Here is a 14,563-nt window from a genome sequence, read left to right on the forward strand (position 1 = left end):
TTTTGATAAAAAGGAAAAGTATATGTCAACCAATCAAGAAACGCGTGGTTTTCAGTCAGAAGTGAAACAGCTTCTTCAATTAATGATCCATTCTTTATATTCCAACAAAGAAATTTTCTTACGTGAACTTATCTCAAATGCTTCAGATGCAGCAGATAAATTACGCTTTAAAGCGTTATCCGCACCAGAACTTTATGAAGGCGATGGTGATTTAAAAGTACGCATTAGCTTTGATGAAAGCAAAGGAACTCTGACGATTAGTGATAATGGTATTGGTATGACGCGTGAACAAGCGATTGATCATTTAGGTACCATTGCGAAATCAGGAACGAAAGAATTTTTAACCGCACTTGGTAGTGACCAAGCGAAAGATAGCCAATTGATTGGCCAGTTTGGCGTTGGTTTTTATTCAGCGTTTATTGTTGCGGATAAAGTAACGGTGAAAACAAGAGCAGCTGGCGAAGCAGCTGGTAAAGGGGTGTTGTGGGAATCTGCTGGCGAAGGGGAATATTCGGTTGCTGATATTGAGAAAAAAGATCGCGGTACAGAAATTACCTTACATTTACGTGAAGATGAAAAAGAATTCTTAAATGAATGGCGATTACGTGAAATTATCGGTAAATATTCGGATCATATTGGTTTGCCTGTTGAGATTTTGGCAAAAGAATATGACGATGAAGGCAAAGAAACTGGCATTAAATGGGAAAAAATCAATAAAGCGCAAGCGCTATGGACACGTGCGAAAGGCGATATTTCTGATGATGAATATAAAGAATTCTATAAGCACTTAAGCCATGACTTTGCTGATCCATTATTATGGGCACATAATAAAGTAGAAGGAAATCAAGAATATACTAGCCTTTTATATGTGCCGTCAAAAGCGCCTTGGGATTTATTTAATCGTGAACATAAACATGGCTTGAAACTCTATGTTCAACGAGTGTTTATTATGGATGATGCGGAACAATTCATGCCAAATTATTTGCGTTTTATGCGTGGCTTAATTGATAGTAATGATTTACCGCTTAATGTTTCTCGTGAGATTTTGCAAGATAACAAAGTCACTGCGGCGTTACGTAAAGCATTGACCAAGCGTTCATTACAAATGTTGGAAAAACTGGCCAATGATGATGCTGAGAAATATCAAGGTTTTTGGAAAGAATTTGGTTTGGTATTGAAAGAAGGTCCAGCAGAGGATGTGGCTAACAAAGAAAGCATTGCTAAATTACTCAGATTTGCTTCAACTCACAATGAAAGCAGTGAGCAAAACGTGTCGCTCAGCGATTATGTTGCACGCATGAAAGAAGGGCAAAAAGCCATTTATTATATTACGGCAGATAGTTATGTTGCTGCGAAAAACTCACCGCACTTAGAACTCTTTAATAAGAAAGGCATTGAAGTGCTATTACTTTCAGATCGTATTGATGAATGGATGTTAAGTTATTTAACAGAATTTGATGGCAAGCAATTACAAACAATCAGCAAAGCCGATTTGGATTTAGGGGATTTGGCAGATAAAGAGCCAGAGCAACAAAAAGAGCAAGATGAACAATTTTCTTCTTTTGTTGAGCGCGTGAAAACCTTATTAGGCGATCGAGTAAAAGAAGTGCGTTTAACACATCGATTAACTGATACACCAGCTATTGTCTCAACTGGTGATGATCAGATGACGACGCAAATGGCAAAATTATTTGCAGCGATGGGACAACAGGCGCCAGAAGTGAAATATACTTTTGAACTTAACCCAGAACATAGTTTAGTGAAGAAAGTCGCTGATGTTGCTGATGAACAATTATTTGCAGATTGGATTGAGTTATTGTTAGAACAAGCAATGTTTGCAGAACGAGGCACATTGGAAAATCCAATGGCATTTATTAAGCGTATGAATGCCTTTTTACAAAAATAGCATTGTGCATTAAAAATACAGTTGTTTTTTTTTTGTGCGATTGACGTATAATAAATCTGCTCTATGGCATGTGGCGATAGAGTGGAATAAACAATTTTAAAAGGATACGCTATGAAAAAAGTTCTATTTGGTTCAGCATTATTTGCTATGGCTTTTGCGGCTAATGCAGCGGATTTACATCCAAAATGTGATGAATATTTCAAAGCAGTCGATGCTTATGTTGAGAAAGCGCCTGAAGCGGTAAAACAACAAATGAATGCAAGTAAAGAGCAAATGAAAATGGCACCAGCCGCAGCACAAGAACAAACCTGTGCTATGGCGCTTGAACAGCTAAAAAAAATGCCAAAAATGTAATTTTTGCGTATAATTCAAAGCCAGTTTTGACTGGCTTTTTATTTTATGGCAACTTTCATCGCTTACGCTAATATTCAACAATCTTATCCAACTGATCTAGTACCTGAATTATTTTGGGGAAATAAACAACGAGTTGCTTCTTCTAATCCTCGTGTTAAACAACGCAGTGAATGCCAAAAATTAGCCTATTTTTTGCTTCATCAACTTTGTGAACGTGCGCAAGTTGATACTTCCTTATTAAATCAAGTCTATCGAACTGCAAGTGGCAGACCGCAATTTCCATTAACTCATATGGATTTTAATATTAGCCATTCGGATAACTGGGTGGCAGTGATTTTGAGCATTGATGAAAAGCCAAATGCAGTAGGCATTGACATTGAGTTTGCGAAAAAGTCGAGAAATTACACCGCACTTTTGCAACATTTTGCCTCTCAATCTGAGCAAAAATGGTTTGCACAACAAGATAATCCTGAAGTGGCGTTTTATCGTATTTGGTGTTTGCGTGAAGCCATCCTTAAATCACAAGGTGTTGGTATTGTGAAATTAACGGAAGTGGAACACTATCCGACTCATCAACAATTGTATTCATCTCATTGCCCGCAAGGAGAACTGTTATTCGTCGATGATCTGCCTTTTTATTTAGCTGCATTTACAACAGAGGGAAAAAGTACGGATATCCATTGTTTCCACTGGCGAGACGATACTTTAATGCCAACCCATCTGCCGCATGCGTTGCACTATGCGGTTAATCCGACAAAATGAAAAAGTTTTTTGTGACAGAGTTCAAATTCTAATAAAAAAGTTGTCGCATGCTTTCCTTTTTTTAGTATTCTACTTCAAATGAAGTGATTTGATTTGTGAAAATTTATTATGTCTGAAATTCAACAATTTACTCAAAATGATATTGAAATTGTAAATGAAACAACCCTTTACGATGGTTTTTTTAAGCTCAAGAAGATTCAATTTCGCCATAAATTATTTGCCGGTGGCACTAGCGGAATTGTGACAAGAGAATTATTAGTCAAAGGGGCAGCGTCTGCGGTAATTGCTTATGATCCTAAGGAGGATTCTGTTGTTTTAGTTGAGCAAGTTCGTATCGGTGCTTATGATCCAAAATTACCAAATTCACCATGGTTGTTAGAATTGATCGCTGGTATGGTGGAAGAAGGGGAAACGCCTGAAAGCGTGGCTCAGCGTGAAAGTGAGGAAGAGGCTGGTGTCGCGGTTTCTCATTTGCAGCATGCATTAAGTGTATGGGATAGCCCAGGTGGAGTGATCGAACGCATTCATTTATTTGCGGGTAAAGTGGATAGTAGCAAAGCAACAGGATTACATGGTTTAGCCGATGAGCATGAAGATATTAAAGTGCATGTTGTGAAGCGTGAAACTGCATATCAATGGGTAGAGCAAGGCAAAATTGATAACAGCATTGCTGTCATGGGATTGCAATGGTTGCAGTTACATTATCAAGAGTTGGAACAGAAGTGGTTATAATGGATTAAATTGTAGAGGTTCGCGATGACAATAACAAATCAAAGCGAAAATGAATATATTCGTTTTATTCAAATTACCGATCCCCATTTATTTAAGGATGAAAGTGGCGAATTGCTTGGCATTAATACGTTTGACAGTTTTCAACAAGTATTAACAGAAATTAAGCAATCGGCAGATGATTACGAATTTGTTTTAGCAACGGGCGATCTTGTTCAAGATAGTAGTAAAGAAGGTTATTTACGTTTTTGTAATAGTATCAACCAGTTAAATAAGCCTGTGTATTGGATTCCCGGTAATCATGATTTCTTACCTCATATGACAGAAATTTTAACGGAACAACAAGGTAATTTACGTTCTGATAAACATTTATTGGTAGGGAATAAGTGGCAAATTTTATTACTTGATAGCCAAGTGTTCGGTGTACCACATGGTTTACTCAGTCAATATCAACTGGATTGGTTGGAAGAAAAATTGCAAGAATATCAAGAATATTATTCTTTAATCGTGCTACATCACCATTTAGTTTCGACGAATTCTGCTTGGTTAGATCAGCATAATTTGCGTAATGCCAATGAATTAGCACATGTTTTATCTAAGTACGAAAATGTACGAGCGATTTTGCATGGCCATATTCATCAAGAAGTTGATACTGAATGGTTGGGCTACCAAATCATGTGTACGCCTTCAACTTGTATTCAATTTAAACCAGATCATAATGCCTTTACATTGGACACATTACAGCCAGGTTGGCGAGAAATTACGCTTTTTGATGATGGTCATATTGAAACTGATGTTTACCGAATTAAAGGGGCACGTTTTTTACCAAATATGCATGAAGATGGTTATTAATTGATTGCAATTTTTTATTTTATCGTTACAATACAACTTCCCTGTCGCCGCTGGATTAGAGATCGGCGGACGATGTATTTACAATAACCTTTTAGGAGTTAAAAATGTCTCTAAGCGTAGAAAAAAAAGCAGCTATCGTTGCTGAGTTTGGTCGTGATGCAAAAGACACTGGTTCATCAGAAGTTCAAATTGCATTATTAACTGCACAAATTAACCACTTACAAGCACACTTTGCTACACATAAAAAAGACCACCATGGTCGTCGTGGTTTATTAGGCATGGTTTCTCGTCGTCGTAAATTATTAGACTACTTAAAACGTACAGATCTTGCTAAATACACAGATTTAATTGCACGTTTAGGTTTACGTCGCTAATCTTATTTACGATAAAAAAGCACCTTAATTGGTGCTTTTTTATTGCCTATTTTTTACTAAAGTGCGGTGTAATTTTATCTTGTTTTCTGTTATTCAGGTTTTTTATTGAATTGTTTTAAAAATCAGCAATCAAACATATTTTTTATTTTGTAACTTGACAGCTATATAGGAAATCCGTATTATTTACCACGCTTAAACAACGGAGGAATGGTCGAGTGGTTGAAGGCACCGGTCTTGAAAACCGGCGAGGGTTTACGCCCTCCGTGAGTTCGAATCTCACTTCCTCCGCCATCAAGTGCTTATTAAGTCGTAAGTTTGGTCTGCAAAATCAATAACTTACGACTTTTTTGTTTTCTGAAAATTCACTCAGAGTATCATTCTTTGCAATCATATTTGATGTGTCAAAGAATGAGTTTGACGTAAATTTGACATGATTTGCGTATGTCAAAAGATGCTCTGCATTTAAGTGAGCATATTTTTGCACCATCTCAATCGTTTCCCAGCCGCCAAGCTCTTTTAATGTAAGTAGTGGTGTACCAGCTTGAACATGCCAGCTCGCCCATGTATGACGAAAATCATGAAAGCGGAAATCACGAATATTAGAAACAGATAGTGCTTTATGTAAGTGTTCTCTGTCTATATCTGTAATCATTTTCCCTTTGCCGCGATGAAACACGTAATCTGATATACGTTTTGTTTCTTTTTGGCGTAAAAAATTGACTGCTTCACGATTTAATGGCAGCGCTCTTGCTCTACCTGATTTTGCTACATCACTTGTCACAATAGCTATATTCTGATTAAAATCAATTTTACTCCATGTCATAGTTAAGATCTCTGTCATTCTTGCTCCTGTCATTAACGCAAAAAAGCAGACATCTTTCATCCAATCTAAAGTAATATTGTTTAATAAGGTATTAGCTTCATCCTTCGTGATCCAGCGTACTCGTTTTTTAGGTTCAGAGTTTTTAGCTAAGTAAGGGATTGAATCAATCCAGCCTGCCTGACGAGCTAAATTTAACGCTCTCATAATTGAGGTGCGATAACGATTTTGTGTAGATGGTGATAACTTTTTACCTGTTTTCAGGATATGAGTAGGTAAATTGTTATAAATATCATCACTTGTTAAAGAGCTAAGTCGTTTATGCCCAATTGCTTTCTGCCAATATTCAGCATGACGGATTTTTGTTTCAATATCCTTTTGATTTTCCGATGCTTCAAGAAAGCGGATTAATGCTTGTTCAACGGTTCTTTCTGGGCGTTTATTTAATTGCTCAACTTGCCAAGCTTCATGCTTTAGTTGGTCGTGCATTTGTTGTGCAAGTTTCTTTTCAGTCGTTTTACTACTGATCCGAACTCGCTCCCCACTTGGTGTGGTGAAATCAATTTGCCAGATACCGCTTTTATTTTTTCTGATCGACATTTTTTCTCCTTATCGCCGACCAAAACTCCTAATCGGCTGGTATTTTGCAACTCTTTACGTCTACGATCAAGTTCTGACGGAAAAACCCGCCATGCGTTAGATCCTTCCATTTGAAAAAATCCCCATTCTATCTTATGCCCATGAACGCATGAATAGCTCATGCCTAACATCCTTGCAACTTGGGATATTGATAAGGCTTCCTCCATATTTCCTCCAAAAATAAACCCTAGCGGTTGGCTAGGGTTGTTAAATAAAAAACTCTGTGAGTGGATAGACTTTTATTCATTTTTTGTTTCCTCAAATTCACTGCTTTGTGTTTCTATGTGTTGTTCATTCATCCAATCATACAAATTTTTCCAAACATCATAATCGCACCGCATACCGATTTCTTGTAAACCGCTTTCATGATCTTTAAGTGCGGTTAATAATTCACGCACAATGAGAAATTTTGTATTTGCAGTGAAGTTTTGCCAGTATTTACGGATAAATTCATCGCAATCATTGACAACATAAGTCATTCGCCCTAAACAATAACGGAATGATTGAATAGCAAGTGATTGAAGTTCCATTTTTGAAATTGTTACTTGATTATCATTCATCTTCTCGATCCTTTCATTGCGTCAAGCCATTCTTGTGCGTTTTCTTCACTTTCAAATAAAGAGCCTGCTTCCAACATATCACAATGCTTTTTGTTATTCGGATCAAAATAAAAGTTAATAATACATCGCGACCCTTTTTTAAATACGAGCTGGTCTTCTTTTGCTCGCTTTAATGGTGTAGGTAAATCTAATTGTACTCGAGGACGAGGTTCTTCCCACATTCTGCAATGTTGATTTAACGCGTCGATTTTTTCAACATCAACTACGCCATTTTCATCTTCTGTGATGTAACTCACATTATCAAATCGACTTTCACCGATAACCCAATATCGTTTGCCATTCTGAGTATTTACAATTTGCTCACCAGCCAACGCTTTTTCTAAATCAAATGGTTTCATCTTTATTTCTCCAAAAAAATACCGCACTTAGCGGACTTTAACATCAACCACAGGTAGCTCAATATAAGGTTGCTGCGGTTTTACTGTTTGTTGTGTTTTATCTCTGTTTTGTATAATCCAAACACCAAGCTCTTTAAACTCCGGTAAAATATTATTCTTCGCACAATCTTCGATAAAATTTCTTGTTTCGACATCAAACAAAACCCAATATTTTTTAATATCCTCAATTGCCTTTTGGCGAATAGTGGGATTTAACGAGTTAAATCGATGTTGTACAAAACAAACGATTAATTGCATAAAAAAACTATGCGGCGTAGCAATTTGCATTTCGTTCATTTATTCTCCTTGTTTAAATTGTGTCGGTTGATATATTCTCTGCGTTCTTCGTGCAGCAAATTTACTTTTCGTTCCACTTCTGCGAGTTCTTTGTCGATTTCTGCTAAATCACGTTTGTTGCGTTCTGCGGTTTCCATTTCGATCATTAAATATCTCCCAACATAGCGGCAAGTGCGGAGGGTTGTACTTCAAAATCCCAGTACATAGAGGAGTTAGCAGGAGTGCCTTTGCTTACTATGTTTAATTGAGTTTGATTATCGGGTAGGATTTCTTTAGGTATTAACAGGATGTTGTATTTATCCTTATCAATCATTAAAAACAAACAGAAAAAATCAGGAAGTTCGCCATCTTTGGTGTGCCTTATTCGTATTTGGTAGGAATTTTTATTTTTTCCTACTGTTGACATTTTTACATCAACAGTCTTGTCGTTTACAATAAAATCAAATAAAGGATTATTCATTTGATACTGCATATTCATATCTAATGCACCTGGAACAAGCCTTCTAAATTCCTCTTCCGCCCAGTCTCCTTTATTGGTTGATTCCGCACGATTTTTATAACTTGCCCAATTAGGCGATAAACCTAATTCTTGCAGCGTTCTAGCACATATCCAAACTGTTAATCCTGTTTCTTCGGTGATTGCTTTTAAATTCCCATTATATTTGTAATATGCATCAAGCACGCGGTATTGCGTGGTTTCGTTTTGCTTAATAAAACCATGATGTTTTAATACAAGATACACTACACCAGCACGCAAATTTAATGTTTCAGCAAACTTTGCTACATCTGCATAGTTTTGATATTGCTCTTTTGCCATCTTAAGCAATGCTTTTTCTTTAGTTTGATCTGTGATAATTCGCTTAGGTGGTGGGGGAGTGTCAATTTTTATTGGCTCAGGTTTAGGTTGAGGAGGTATAGCCTCCGCTTTTTCTTTTGCGACATAAAAATTTTCAACTGCTTTTTGTTTTTCTTTTAATGTTGCGCGTAAATCACGCTGTAACACTTTAGCTGTCGTAATTTGAGATTTCATTTCGGTGATTGGATTAAGCATTACTATTCTCCAGTTTTGGTGTAGCGTCAAAAATAGTAGGTAAATCAGCTTGGTTGCCGAGGTAGTCGGCTTGTACCTTTTTAGCCTCAAGTGAGACTTTTGCTATATCGATGATTTTATCGCTAACATCAGCGACAGCTTTTGCTCTTTGGACTTCCGTTTGAATTTGTTCAATGGATAAATCTTCATCATTTAAACGTTCAAGAGCGAGAAAAAGGTGATCTGTTAGATGAGGTAGTCTATTTTTTGTCATAGGATTATTAGGCAATAAAAAAGCCACTATTTAGTGGCTTGGGTTATAAAGATTAGAACAAAATTGTTCTGTTTTTGGTTTGTAAATTTTTAGGGAATCTCAAATAAAAAAGCTTGTGGGGTACAGGCTTATTGTTCATCTTTCCATTTTGTTGCGAGCCATTCAAATTCGCAGAATAGTTTATCGTTATTTCCATTAATACGCCTTAATTCCATTATGTAAGGCTTTAATGTGTCCCAATCATAAATTAGGCTGCTGCGACTCATTCGTTTATAAACTGCTTCATCAAAAATATTTTCTCTAATACCAACACAGATAAATTCAATGGAATTTAAGACACTTGTAATAGTTGCGTTATTTTCAGTATATTCACTGTTTTTATCTTTTATATGGCAAGCTATTTCGGTGAAATTTACACCATCTTTTCGCATTTGAACAAATTTTCTTCGTTGTTCTAGGTATGAGGCGTTATGGTTGTGAGCAAGTAATAATTCAATGGTTGATTTTTGTTTATGGTGTAATCGTTGGTCTTTTAACTGTCTATTAGCAAAAATAGCAAGGTAGCCTGTTGCAATACAAGTACCTATGCTACTTACTAAAATCCAGTCTATAATCATTAAATCCACCAACCTTCATTTAATTTAAATTTTTTCATAGTCTTCCTCCAAAATAAAAAAGCCTACCAAGTAAGCCATCTATTTAATATTAATTTTAATCAAAGAACTATGATTGCTGTCACCAATCAGACTTTCTGCTGAAAGTGGTTATATCCTAAATCAAAGGGTGGTGGTTGTCAAATATCCATGCAAGACTTAACGATAACTCAAAACGGAATCTCATCATCTAACCCGTCACTTGGTGGCGGTGTAAAGCTGCCGTTTTTGGCTTTTTCATAAGCGTTAGGCTGAGCTTGTAAGTTAGCTTGCGGTTTAGCTTGTAAGTTATTATCTTGGGCGCTACCTAACATTTGCATTACATCGCCTTGAATTTCGGTGGTGGAACGCTCTTGTCCGTTTTGGTCTTGCCATTTGCGTGTGCGTAATTTGCCCTCAATATACACTTGCGAGCCTTTTTTCAGGTATTGACCGCATATTTCTGCTTGTCGGCGGTAAAAAACAATACGGTGCCATTCTACAAGCTCTTTGCGTTCGCCTGTATTTTTATCTGTCCAGCTTTCACTGGTTGCCACACTAATATTTGCTACCTGTTCGCCATTAGGCATAGTGCGGACATCAGGGTCGTTACCTAAACGACCCACGATGATTACTTTATTTATTCCAGCCATTACATAGCCTCCTGAATAAGCTGTTGATAATAAGCTTGTGCTTTTGGCACTCGTTCTTTAATTTTTTCAATGATTTGTTCATCTCGTTTTACAATTACCGTAGTAATACGTTTTTCTTGCGGTATCTGCTCAACCAAATCAATGTATTTTTCCGTATCTTGCCAAGGCGAGAGTAAATCTAACGGAGTAGGGAACAATACAAAATCAATTTGTGCTTCCTCACAATCCCAAAGCCACATATAACCTTGCATTTGGATATCGTAACCCGCTTTTTTCGCTTTATCTTCCGCTTCATCGCTAAAAAACGGGTGTGTGCCAATATCAAAAGAGCATTTAGTATCAATAATCAGCTTGCGAGATGGTACATAAATATCACATTCGCCAGTGATTAAATCATTTTCTCTACGTTCTTTATTTTTCTTCAGTGGCAAACCTCGCTTTAATCCACTGAGTTTAATAGCGTTATCTTCAAGTTGATTACCTTTCTCGGTGTATTTGTTACCCTCAAAGGACTGATAACCGAACAAATCATATTTAACAATTTCTCGCACCGCACTTTTAGCGGTTTCGGTTATTTTTCCTGCCTCTTTATCCGCTTTTGATTTAGGCTCACCAAGTAATTTATGAAGCATTGAACATCTAGCTTTCATTTGATACATTTTCAATTTCCTCTAGTTTTTTATACTGTTCTTGGCTAAATTCAAAACCGTTATCACATAAATCTTGTAGCGTTGCTTCGCCATTGATAATGTTTTGTTTGCATTGTTCAAACACTTCATCACTTACTTTCATATCAGTAAATTCTGCATCATCAATTTGATTGTCGGCGTAGTTAAATTCGCCTTTTTCAATGTCTTTTACAACTGCTTGATCTGCTAATACCGCTTGTTGCATTTCAACAGATAATGGCGCTTGTTTTGATAGAAGGAGTTTTAAAACCGTTTTTAATGCCATAGCCTCAAAGTTATCATGCCAAACACCAAAACCTTTTTTATAGGTTTGCGAGTAACGCGCGGCATGATTATGCATATATTGCACACTCATATAGATTTCAGCGGTGAAATCATTAATAAGCCTAAAATAAGCGTAATAGCCAATTGGCTTTTCGTTTTCGGTGGGTTTTTGTTTCCAATCAAATTCAAACCCATTAATTGGATCTTCAGTGATTAATTGTTTTTCGTAGATAGGTACTGCAACAAGACGTTTAAATTGTCCGCTACGTTGCGCTAGTTGAATTAGTCCTTTATAACCTAACTGAAATTGTGCCTCTGTTTTACGCTCTTTTTTGTTTTGGTAAGGGACGATATAAGCAAATCCCAGACCGTTTTGTAGCGGTAAATTAAGCGTTGCAGCCATACAAGCCGCGTTAAATACACTCATCGGCTCAGCATTGCGTAACATTGGACTGCTATTTACAACTTGCAACACGCTTGTGGTAAAAGCTGCCGCGTTTTTGTTTAGCAATGTTTCTATTTTCTTTTTAATAGCCGGCATTTCAAAAAATTCTTTAATAGGAAACGCTTTTTTATGCTCATTTGTTTGTGGTAACTGATTCATTTTTTATTCTCCTGTCATAAAAACAGCTTAAGCTCGTCCATAACACTGACTTTTCCACATATCACAATCATCATCATATGGATCAAAATCATCATCTGGCTCATAGTCATCGTTATGTTGTGGTTTTGGTTTATATGCCTCTAGTGGCTCTAGGCAGTAGTCCATGTTCATTGCTATATCCTGTGTTCTTTTGTCGCAAGACTATCTCTAATCTGCGGAATAGGGGGAGATATGCAGCGTAATTGATTCATCTGCTTAATCCGTTTATTCATATGGCGTTTGACGTTGCCAGCTGAGTAAGAATAGGTTTTATAGTCTTGTATGCCATTAATACTAATCACGCCATACACAAAACCTTTTTCATGCTCTCGGTACATTTGCACGCGGTATTTTTCAAACTTTCGTGTGTAAGATCTATCTATCATTGATTACCCTCGTTTCAATCTGTTTTAACGCCACATAACTTTTTGCGCTTTCTATTTGCTCTTCCGTCATATCAGGCGGTGCGCAGTGGGGAGTAGGGTAGGTTTGCCATATACCGCCTTTATCTGCGCACTGGTCAATGGTGTTCGCCGCTAATACTGGTCGAAATGTTGTTATCACTGCTAAGATGAAAATACCGAGAGCGATAACGCCAACAATACACAATATGGCGTAAAAGAATTTTTGGATTGCGTTCATTTTCTGTTCCTTTTTTAATCAAAAATTGAAATTTAGGGTGTAGAAAACCGCCATACGTTAAAAGTGCGGTGGTTTTTTGTGATGTTTTAAAACTGTCTGAGTTGTGGCAGTTGTATGCCTTTTTCAGCAAGTAGGCGTTCTGCTTCGTTGATCCAAACGTTGAACTCGTGGGCGAGGTCGTAGGCACGTGCAGCGAATTGGTTTCTGCTGTAACGTTCAACGCCGAGCATATCGAAGATGGTTTTCATCGCGGGTTCAAGTTGTTCGCCATGTTGTTTTGCTAATCGGCAGCATTTTACCAATGCTTCAAGGGTGTGAATGGAAATCAGCACTTCATCAGGGTTTGGCAATCTGGCGTTCATATCCGCGATAAATTGCAATACGTCAAGCAATTGTGCGGAAAGCAGCTGATCGTATTTGGCGACCTTGAATTTAGCTTTAATCCGTCCATAGATTTCGGCATAGCTTAATCCTGTGCGGTGGTGGGTGATTGATACCGCTTGTTGCACTTGTTGCTGTTCCTCTGGTGTGAGGTATGGCGTAGAAAGTGCGGTGGAATTTTTGTGTAGTTTTAAAAACGCTCTTAGCACAACCAAATGGAATTTTGGGGAAATCCACATGGCGTAGGCGAGTGCGATTTCTTCGCAAGCGTATGTGCCGATTCCATTTTTACGGATAACCGCTGGCGTATTTGGCTCTTCTTTTTGAATTTCGGAAACAAGTTCTTGTGTGGTATCTAAACGAATGAAGAAAGTCGGTTGATGTTTGCTTTCATTACCAGCAACACGATGAAGATCGTTTAAACTGTATAGGTTGTCGATTTGGCGAACTTGTGTGTTTAGAATAGTTAAGTTTGACATTTTTATGCCCCTTGATTTTCAGTTAGTCTTTCGATCAATCTTAGTAGGATTGATCGGGCTTCAACTACCAAATCAAGATGGCGGAGCTTATTTCCTTTCGGTGTTATATTAGGCTCTCTCGACCCGACCATTGAACCTCTGCAGATCTGCAGAGCTTAAATTTAGGCATAAAAAAACCGCTTTATATCGGAGCGAGGTAACCGACTTGATTTAGTAGTGCGGTTATCTTAGCCTGAAATTGGGGCGGTTGTCAAATAGATAGTATTAATCCAATAATAAACAATGCAACCATGAGTATTATAAAACTTTTTAGCCACTCAATGCGAAACTGGCGATTTGCCTCTTCTTCCTGCTCATCTCGTTCTTTGTCGATTTCCTCGATTGCCTCTTTGACGATTTTCCTGATATGGTTATGATCTTCTTGGGTTAGCATTTGGAGTTCCTTATGGATATTGGTCGTAAATTATCCGCAGCACAGTTGCTTGTGCCTGTTGGTTATTACAGTTTTGTGTTGAATGATTGGTTTTCTTGGCAATGTCAGTGGATGATTTTATTTATTGGTGGCTGTATTTTTATGTTTATTTATTATTACTTGGATGAAAAATATAGCCTAAATAAAATCACTGGCTTTGAATTATATCTGCTGTTTACCGTTGTTTCTCTTATTTCTGCAGGTTCTCTCAGCTTTGATGAAATGCGTGCATTAGGTGTAAGTTTTTCATCACCAACATCTTATGGCGAATATTTTATAATGAAAATTACGTTTAATTTGTTCGGGCTAGGTTTATTGCCTATTTCACTCAATTTTTTGATGAATAAAAAACGGTGGAAAAAATTAAATCAACGTAATAAGAAATCATCTTGATATGCGATGAAATAAAAAAGGTCGCATAATGTGCGACCAATCCCGACTTTCTGTTGAAAGTGCGGTTATGTTATCCTGAGTTTAGGGCGGTTGTTAAATAACTATCGTTCTATTTCGTGATTAAATCGCGCATTTAACTCAATCACTTTCCCCATTAAAGCAACCACAAAAAGCTCTTTTTCTTGCTCGGTGAGTTGCTTATAATGCGTGTTAAGTAGAAGAAGAGCATCAGGTGAATTTAAATCCTGATCGATTTTTAAAATAAATTTTTGGAGGGTCAT

At 37.2% G+C, this 14,563-nt stretch carries 23 protein-coding genes and 1 tRNA gene; 8 read left to right on the forward strand and 16 right to left on the reverse strand.

Going from position 1 to position 14,563, the window contains the following annotated elements; translation table 11 throughout:
• Positions 1–22 precede the first annotated feature (22 nt).
• The 7 genes from htpG (at position 23) to ACUXZ4_RS04200 (ending at position 5,268) form a co-directional block, all read left to right on the forward strand.
• Entirely contained in the window at positions 23–1,906 is a 1,884-nt protein-coding gene (gene htpG / locus ACUXZ4_RS04170) for a molecular chaperone HtpG (protein WP_464973785.1), read from the forward strand.
• 111 nt (positions 1,907–2,017) lie between these two features.
• Complete coding sequence (locus tag ACUXZ4_RS04175; RefSeq protein WP_464973786.1) at positions 2,018–2,260, forward strand: DUF5339 family protein; 243 nt, start codon at positions 2,018–2,020, stop codon at positions 2,258–2,260.
• Positions 2,261–2,305: 45 nt separating this feature from the next.
• Positions 2,306–3,022 carry a 4'-phosphopantetheinyl transferase family protein gene (locus ACUXZ4_RS04180; RefSeq protein ID WP_464973787.1) on the forward strand — a complete coding sequence of 239 codons (717 nt, stop codon included), beginning with the start codon at positions 2,306–2,308 and terminating at the stop codon, positions 3,020–3,022.
• 108 nt (positions 3,023–3,130) lie between these two features.
• Complete coding sequence (nudF, locus tag ACUXZ4_RS04185; protein WP_464973788.1) at positions 3,131–3,754, forward strand: ADP-ribose diphosphatase; 624 nt, start codon at positions 3,131–3,133, stop codon at positions 3,752–3,754.
• A 24-nt stretch (positions 3,755–3,778) separates the two neighbouring features.
• Positions 3,779–4,603, forward strand: coding sequence for a 3',5'-cyclic-AMP phosphodiesterase (gene cpdA, locus ACUXZ4_RS04190; RefSeq protein ID WP_464973789.1), 825 nt, complete (start codon positions 3,779–3,781; stop codon positions 4,601–4,603).
• A gap of 104 nt (positions 4,604–4,707) precedes the next feature.
• The gene (gene rpsO, locus ACUXZ4_RS04195; protein ID WP_464973790.1) at positions 4,708–4,977 is read left to right on the forward strand and encodes a 30S ribosomal protein S15; all 270 of its coding nucleotides are present in this window, start codon (positions 4,708–4,710) and stop codon (positions 4,975–4,977) included.
• A gap of 201 nt (positions 4,978–5,178) precedes the next feature.
• Positions 5,179–5,268, forward strand: a tRNA-Ser gene (locus tag ACUXZ4_RS04200).
• A gap of 37 nt (positions 5,269–5,305) precedes the next feature.
• Here the strand turns inward: ACUXZ4_RS04200 and ACUXZ4_RS04205 are convergent.
• The 15 genes from ACUXZ4_RS04205 to ACUXZ4_RS04275 all read right to left on the reverse strand — a co-directional run bounded on the left by ACUXZ4_RS04205 (position 5,306) and on the right by ACUXZ4_RS04275 (position 13,850).
• On the reverse strand, positions 5,306–6,397 hold the full coding sequence (locus ACUXZ4_RS04205; RefSeq protein ID WP_464973791.1) for a tyrosine-type recombinase/integrase: 1,092 nt from the start codon (positions 6,395–6,397) through the stop codon (positions 5,306–5,308).
• Between the two features lie 278 nt (positions 6,398–6,675).
• Positions 6,676–6,996 carry a preprotein translocase subunit SecG gene (locus ACUXZ4_RS04210; protein ID WP_464973792.1) on the reverse strand — a complete coding sequence of 107 codons (321 nt, stop codon included), beginning with the start codon at positions 6,994–6,996 and terminating at the stop codon, positions 6,676–6,678.
• On the reverse strand, positions 6,993–7,394 hold the full coding sequence (locus ACUXZ4_RS04215) for a hypothetical protein (RefSeq protein ID WP_464973793.1): 402 nt from the start codon (positions 7,392–7,394) through the stop codon (positions 6,993–6,995). Before ACUXZ4_RS04215 ends, ACUXZ4_RS04210 begins: the two co-directional genes overlap by 4 nt.
• 27 nt (positions 7,395–7,421) lie before the next feature.
• The gene (locus ACUXZ4_RS04220) at positions 7,422–7,730 is read right to left on the reverse strand and encodes a hypothetical protein (RefSeq protein WP_464973794.1); all 309 of its coding nucleotides are present in this window, start codon (positions 7,728–7,730) and stop codon (positions 7,422–7,424) included.
• Positions 7,727–7,876, reverse strand: coding sequence for a hypothetical protein (locus ACUXZ4_RS04225; RefSeq protein ID WP_464973795.1), 150 nt, complete (start codon positions 7,874–7,876; stop codon positions 7,727–7,729). Before ACUXZ4_RS04225 ends, ACUXZ4_RS04220 begins: the two co-directional genes overlap by 4 nt.
• Positions 7,876–8,781, reverse strand: coding sequence for a riboflavin synthase subunit alpha (locus ACUXZ4_RS04230; RefSeq protein ID WP_464973796.1), 906 nt, complete (start codon positions 8,779–8,781; stop codon positions 7,876–7,878). The genes ACUXZ4_RS04225 and ACUXZ4_RS04230 overlap by 1 nt, the downstream gene beginning before the upstream one ends.
• Positions 8,774–9,061: a bL17 family ribosomal protein gene (locus ACUXZ4_RS04235; protein WP_464973797.1), complete on the reverse strand. Its 288-nt coding sequence runs from the start codon at positions 9,059–9,061 to the stop codon at positions 8,774–8,776. The genes ACUXZ4_RS04230 and ACUXZ4_RS04235 overlap by 8 nt, the downstream gene beginning before the upstream one ends.
• Before the next feature lie 101 nt (positions 9,062–9,162).
• Entirely contained in the window at positions 9,163–9,651 is a 489-nt protein-coding gene (locus ACUXZ4_RS04240) for a DUF4760 domain-containing protein (protein WP_464973989.1), read from the reverse strand.
• A 206-nt stretch (positions 9,652–9,857) separates the two neighbouring features.
• A complete protein-coding gene (gene ssb / locus ACUXZ4_RS04245; RefSeq protein ID WP_464973798.1) occupies positions 9,858–10,319 on the reverse strand; it encodes a single-stranded DNA-binding protein in 462 nt (153 codons plus the stop codon).
• Positions 10,319–10,978 (reverse strand): translocation protein TolB precursor, encoded by a 660-nt coding sequence (locus ACUXZ4_RS04250; RefSeq protein WP_464973799.1) that lies wholly within the window; start codon positions 10,976–10,978, stop codon positions 10,319–10,321. The genes ssb and ACUXZ4_RS04250 overlap by 1 nt, the downstream gene beginning before the upstream one ends.
• Positions 10,959–11,876 carry a recombinase RecT gene (locus ACUXZ4_RS04255; protein ID WP_464973800.1) on the reverse strand — a complete coding sequence of 306 codons (918 nt, stop codon included), beginning with the start codon at positions 11,874–11,876 and terminating at the stop codon, positions 10,959–10,961. The genes ACUXZ4_RS04250 and ACUXZ4_RS04255 overlap by 20 nt, the downstream gene beginning before the upstream one ends.
• 27 nt (positions 11,877–11,903) lie before the next feature.
• The gene (locus ACUXZ4_RS04260; RefSeq protein WP_464973801.1) at positions 11,904–12,047 is read right to left on the reverse strand and encodes a hypothetical protein; all 144 of its coding nucleotides are present in this window, start codon (positions 12,045–12,047) and stop codon (positions 11,904–11,906) included.
• 243 nt (positions 12,048–12,290) lie between these two features.
• On the reverse strand, positions 12,291–12,557 hold the full coding sequence (locus ACUXZ4_RS04265; RefSeq protein ID WP_464973802.1) for a hypothetical protein: 267 nt from the start codon (positions 12,555–12,557) through the stop codon (positions 12,291–12,293).
• An 86-nt stretch (positions 12,558–12,643) separates the two neighbouring features.
• Entirely contained in the window at positions 12,644–13,417 is a 774-nt protein-coding gene (locus ACUXZ4_RS04270; RefSeq protein WP_464973803.1) for a KilA-N domain-containing protein, read from the reverse strand.
• 250 nt (positions 13,418–13,667) lie between these two features.
• Positions 13,668–13,850 (reverse strand): hypothetical protein, encoded by a 183-nt coding sequence (locus ACUXZ4_RS04275; RefSeq protein WP_464973804.1) that lies wholly within the window; start codon positions 13,848–13,850, stop codon positions 13,668–13,670.
• Between the two features lie 12 nt (positions 13,851–13,862).
• On the opposite strand from ACUXZ4_RS04275, the gene ACUXZ4_RS04280 reads away from it, so the two are divergent.
• Positions 13,863–14,282: a hypothetical protein gene (locus tag ACUXZ4_RS04280; protein WP_464973805.1), complete on the forward strand. Its 420-nt coding sequence runs from the start codon at positions 13,863–13,865 to the stop codon at positions 14,280–14,282.
• Positions 14,283–14,383: 101 nt separating this feature from the next.
• Here the strand turns inward: ACUXZ4_RS04280 and ACUXZ4_RS04285 are convergent, their stop codons facing one another.
• Positions 14,384–14,563, reverse strand: coding sequence for a hypothetical protein (locus tag ACUXZ4_RS04285; protein WP_464973806.1), 180 nt, complete (start codon positions 14,561–14,563; stop codon positions 14,384–14,386).

This window comes from Reella acinonychis (assembly GCF_052828705.1).

Bases quoted from the DNA above. Each gene is read 5' to 3' on its own strand.
- ACUXZ4_RS04180 (WP_464973787.1), top strand. From the start codon at position 2,306: ATGGCAACTTTCATCGCTTACGCTAATATTCAACAATCTTATCCAACT.
- rpsO (WP_464973790.1), top strand. From the start codon at position 4,708: ATGTCTCTAAGCGTAGAAAAAAAAGCAGCTATCGTTGCTGAGTTTGGT.
- ACUXZ4_RS04225 (WP_464973795.1), bottom strand. From the start codon at position 7,876: ATGATCGAAATGGAAACCGCAGAACGCAACAAACGTGATTTAGCAGAA.
- ACUXZ4_RS04215 (WP_464973793.1), bottom strand. From the start codon at position 7,394: ATGAAACCATTTGATTTAGAAAAAGCGTTGGCTGGTGAGCAAATTGTA.
- nudF (WP_464973788.1), top strand. From the start codon at position 3,131: ATGTCTGAAATTCAACAATTTACTCAAAATGATATTGAAATTGTAAAT.
- ACUXZ4_RS04285 (WP_464973806.1), bottom strand. From the start codon at position 14,563: ATGACCCTCCAAAAATTTATTTTAAAAATCGATCAGGATTTAAATTCA.
- ACUXZ4_RS04205 (WP_464973791.1), bottom strand. From the start codon at position 6,397: ATGTCGATCAGAAAAAATAAAAGCGGTATCTGGCAAATTGATTTCACC.
- ACUXZ4_RS04275 (WP_464973804.1), bottom strand. From the start codon at position 13,850: ATGCTAACCCAAGAAGATCATAACCATATCAGGAAAATCGTCAAAGAG.
- ACUXZ4_RS04280 (WP_464973805.1), top strand. From the start codon at position 13,863: ATGGATATTGGTCGTAAATTATCCGCAGCACAGTTGCTTGTGCCTGTT.
- ACUXZ4_RS04240 (WP_464973989.1), bottom strand. From the start codon at position 9,651: ATGATTATAGACTGGATTTTAGTAAGTAGCATAGGTACTTGTATTGCA.
- ssb (WP_464973798.1), bottom strand. From the start codon at position 10,319: ATGGCTGGAATAAATAAAGTAATCATCGTGGGTCGTTTAGGTAACGAC.
- ACUXZ4_RS04250 (WP_464973799.1), bottom strand. From the start codon at position 10,978: ATGTATCAAATGAAAGCTAGATGTTCAATGCTTCATAAATTACTTGGT.
- ACUXZ4_RS04260 (WP_464973801.1), bottom strand. From the start codon at position 12,047: ATGAACATGGACTACTGCCTAGAGCCACTAGAGGCATATAAACCAAAA.
- ACUXZ4_RS04255 (WP_464973800.1), bottom strand. From the start codon at position 11,876: ATGAATCAGTTACCACAAACAAATGAGCATAAAAAAGCGTTTCCTATT.
- cpdA (WP_464973789.1), top strand. From the start codon at position 3,779: ATGACAATAACAAATCAAAGCGAAAATGAATATATTCGTTTTATTCAA.
- ACUXZ4_RS04175 (WP_464973786.1), top strand. From the start codon at position 2,018: ATGAAAAAAGTTCTATTTGGTTCAGCATTATTTGCTATGGCTTTTGCG.
- ACUXZ4_RS04265 (WP_464973802.1), bottom strand. From the start codon at position 12,557: ATGAACGCAATCCAAAAATTCTTTTACGCCATATTGTGTATTGTTGGC.
- ACUXZ4_RS04230 (WP_464973796.1), bottom strand. From the start codon at position 8,781: ATGCTTAATCCAATCACCGAAATGAAATCTCAAATTACGACAGCTAAA.
- ACUXZ4_RS04270 (WP_464973803.1), bottom strand. From the start codon at position 13,417: ATGTCAAACTTAACTATTCTAAACACACAAGTTCGCCAAATCGACAAC.
- htpG (WP_464973785.1), top strand. From the start codon at position 23: ATGTCAACCAATCAAGAAACGCGTGGTTTTCAGTCAGAAGTGAAACAG.
- ACUXZ4_RS04220 (WP_464973794.1), bottom strand. From the start codon at position 7,730: ATGAACGAAATGCAAATTGCTACGCCGCATAGTTTTTTTATGCAATTA.
- ACUXZ4_RS04210 (WP_464973792.1), bottom strand. From the start codon at position 6,996: ATGAATGATAATCAAGTAACAATTTCAAAAATGGAACTTCAATCACTT.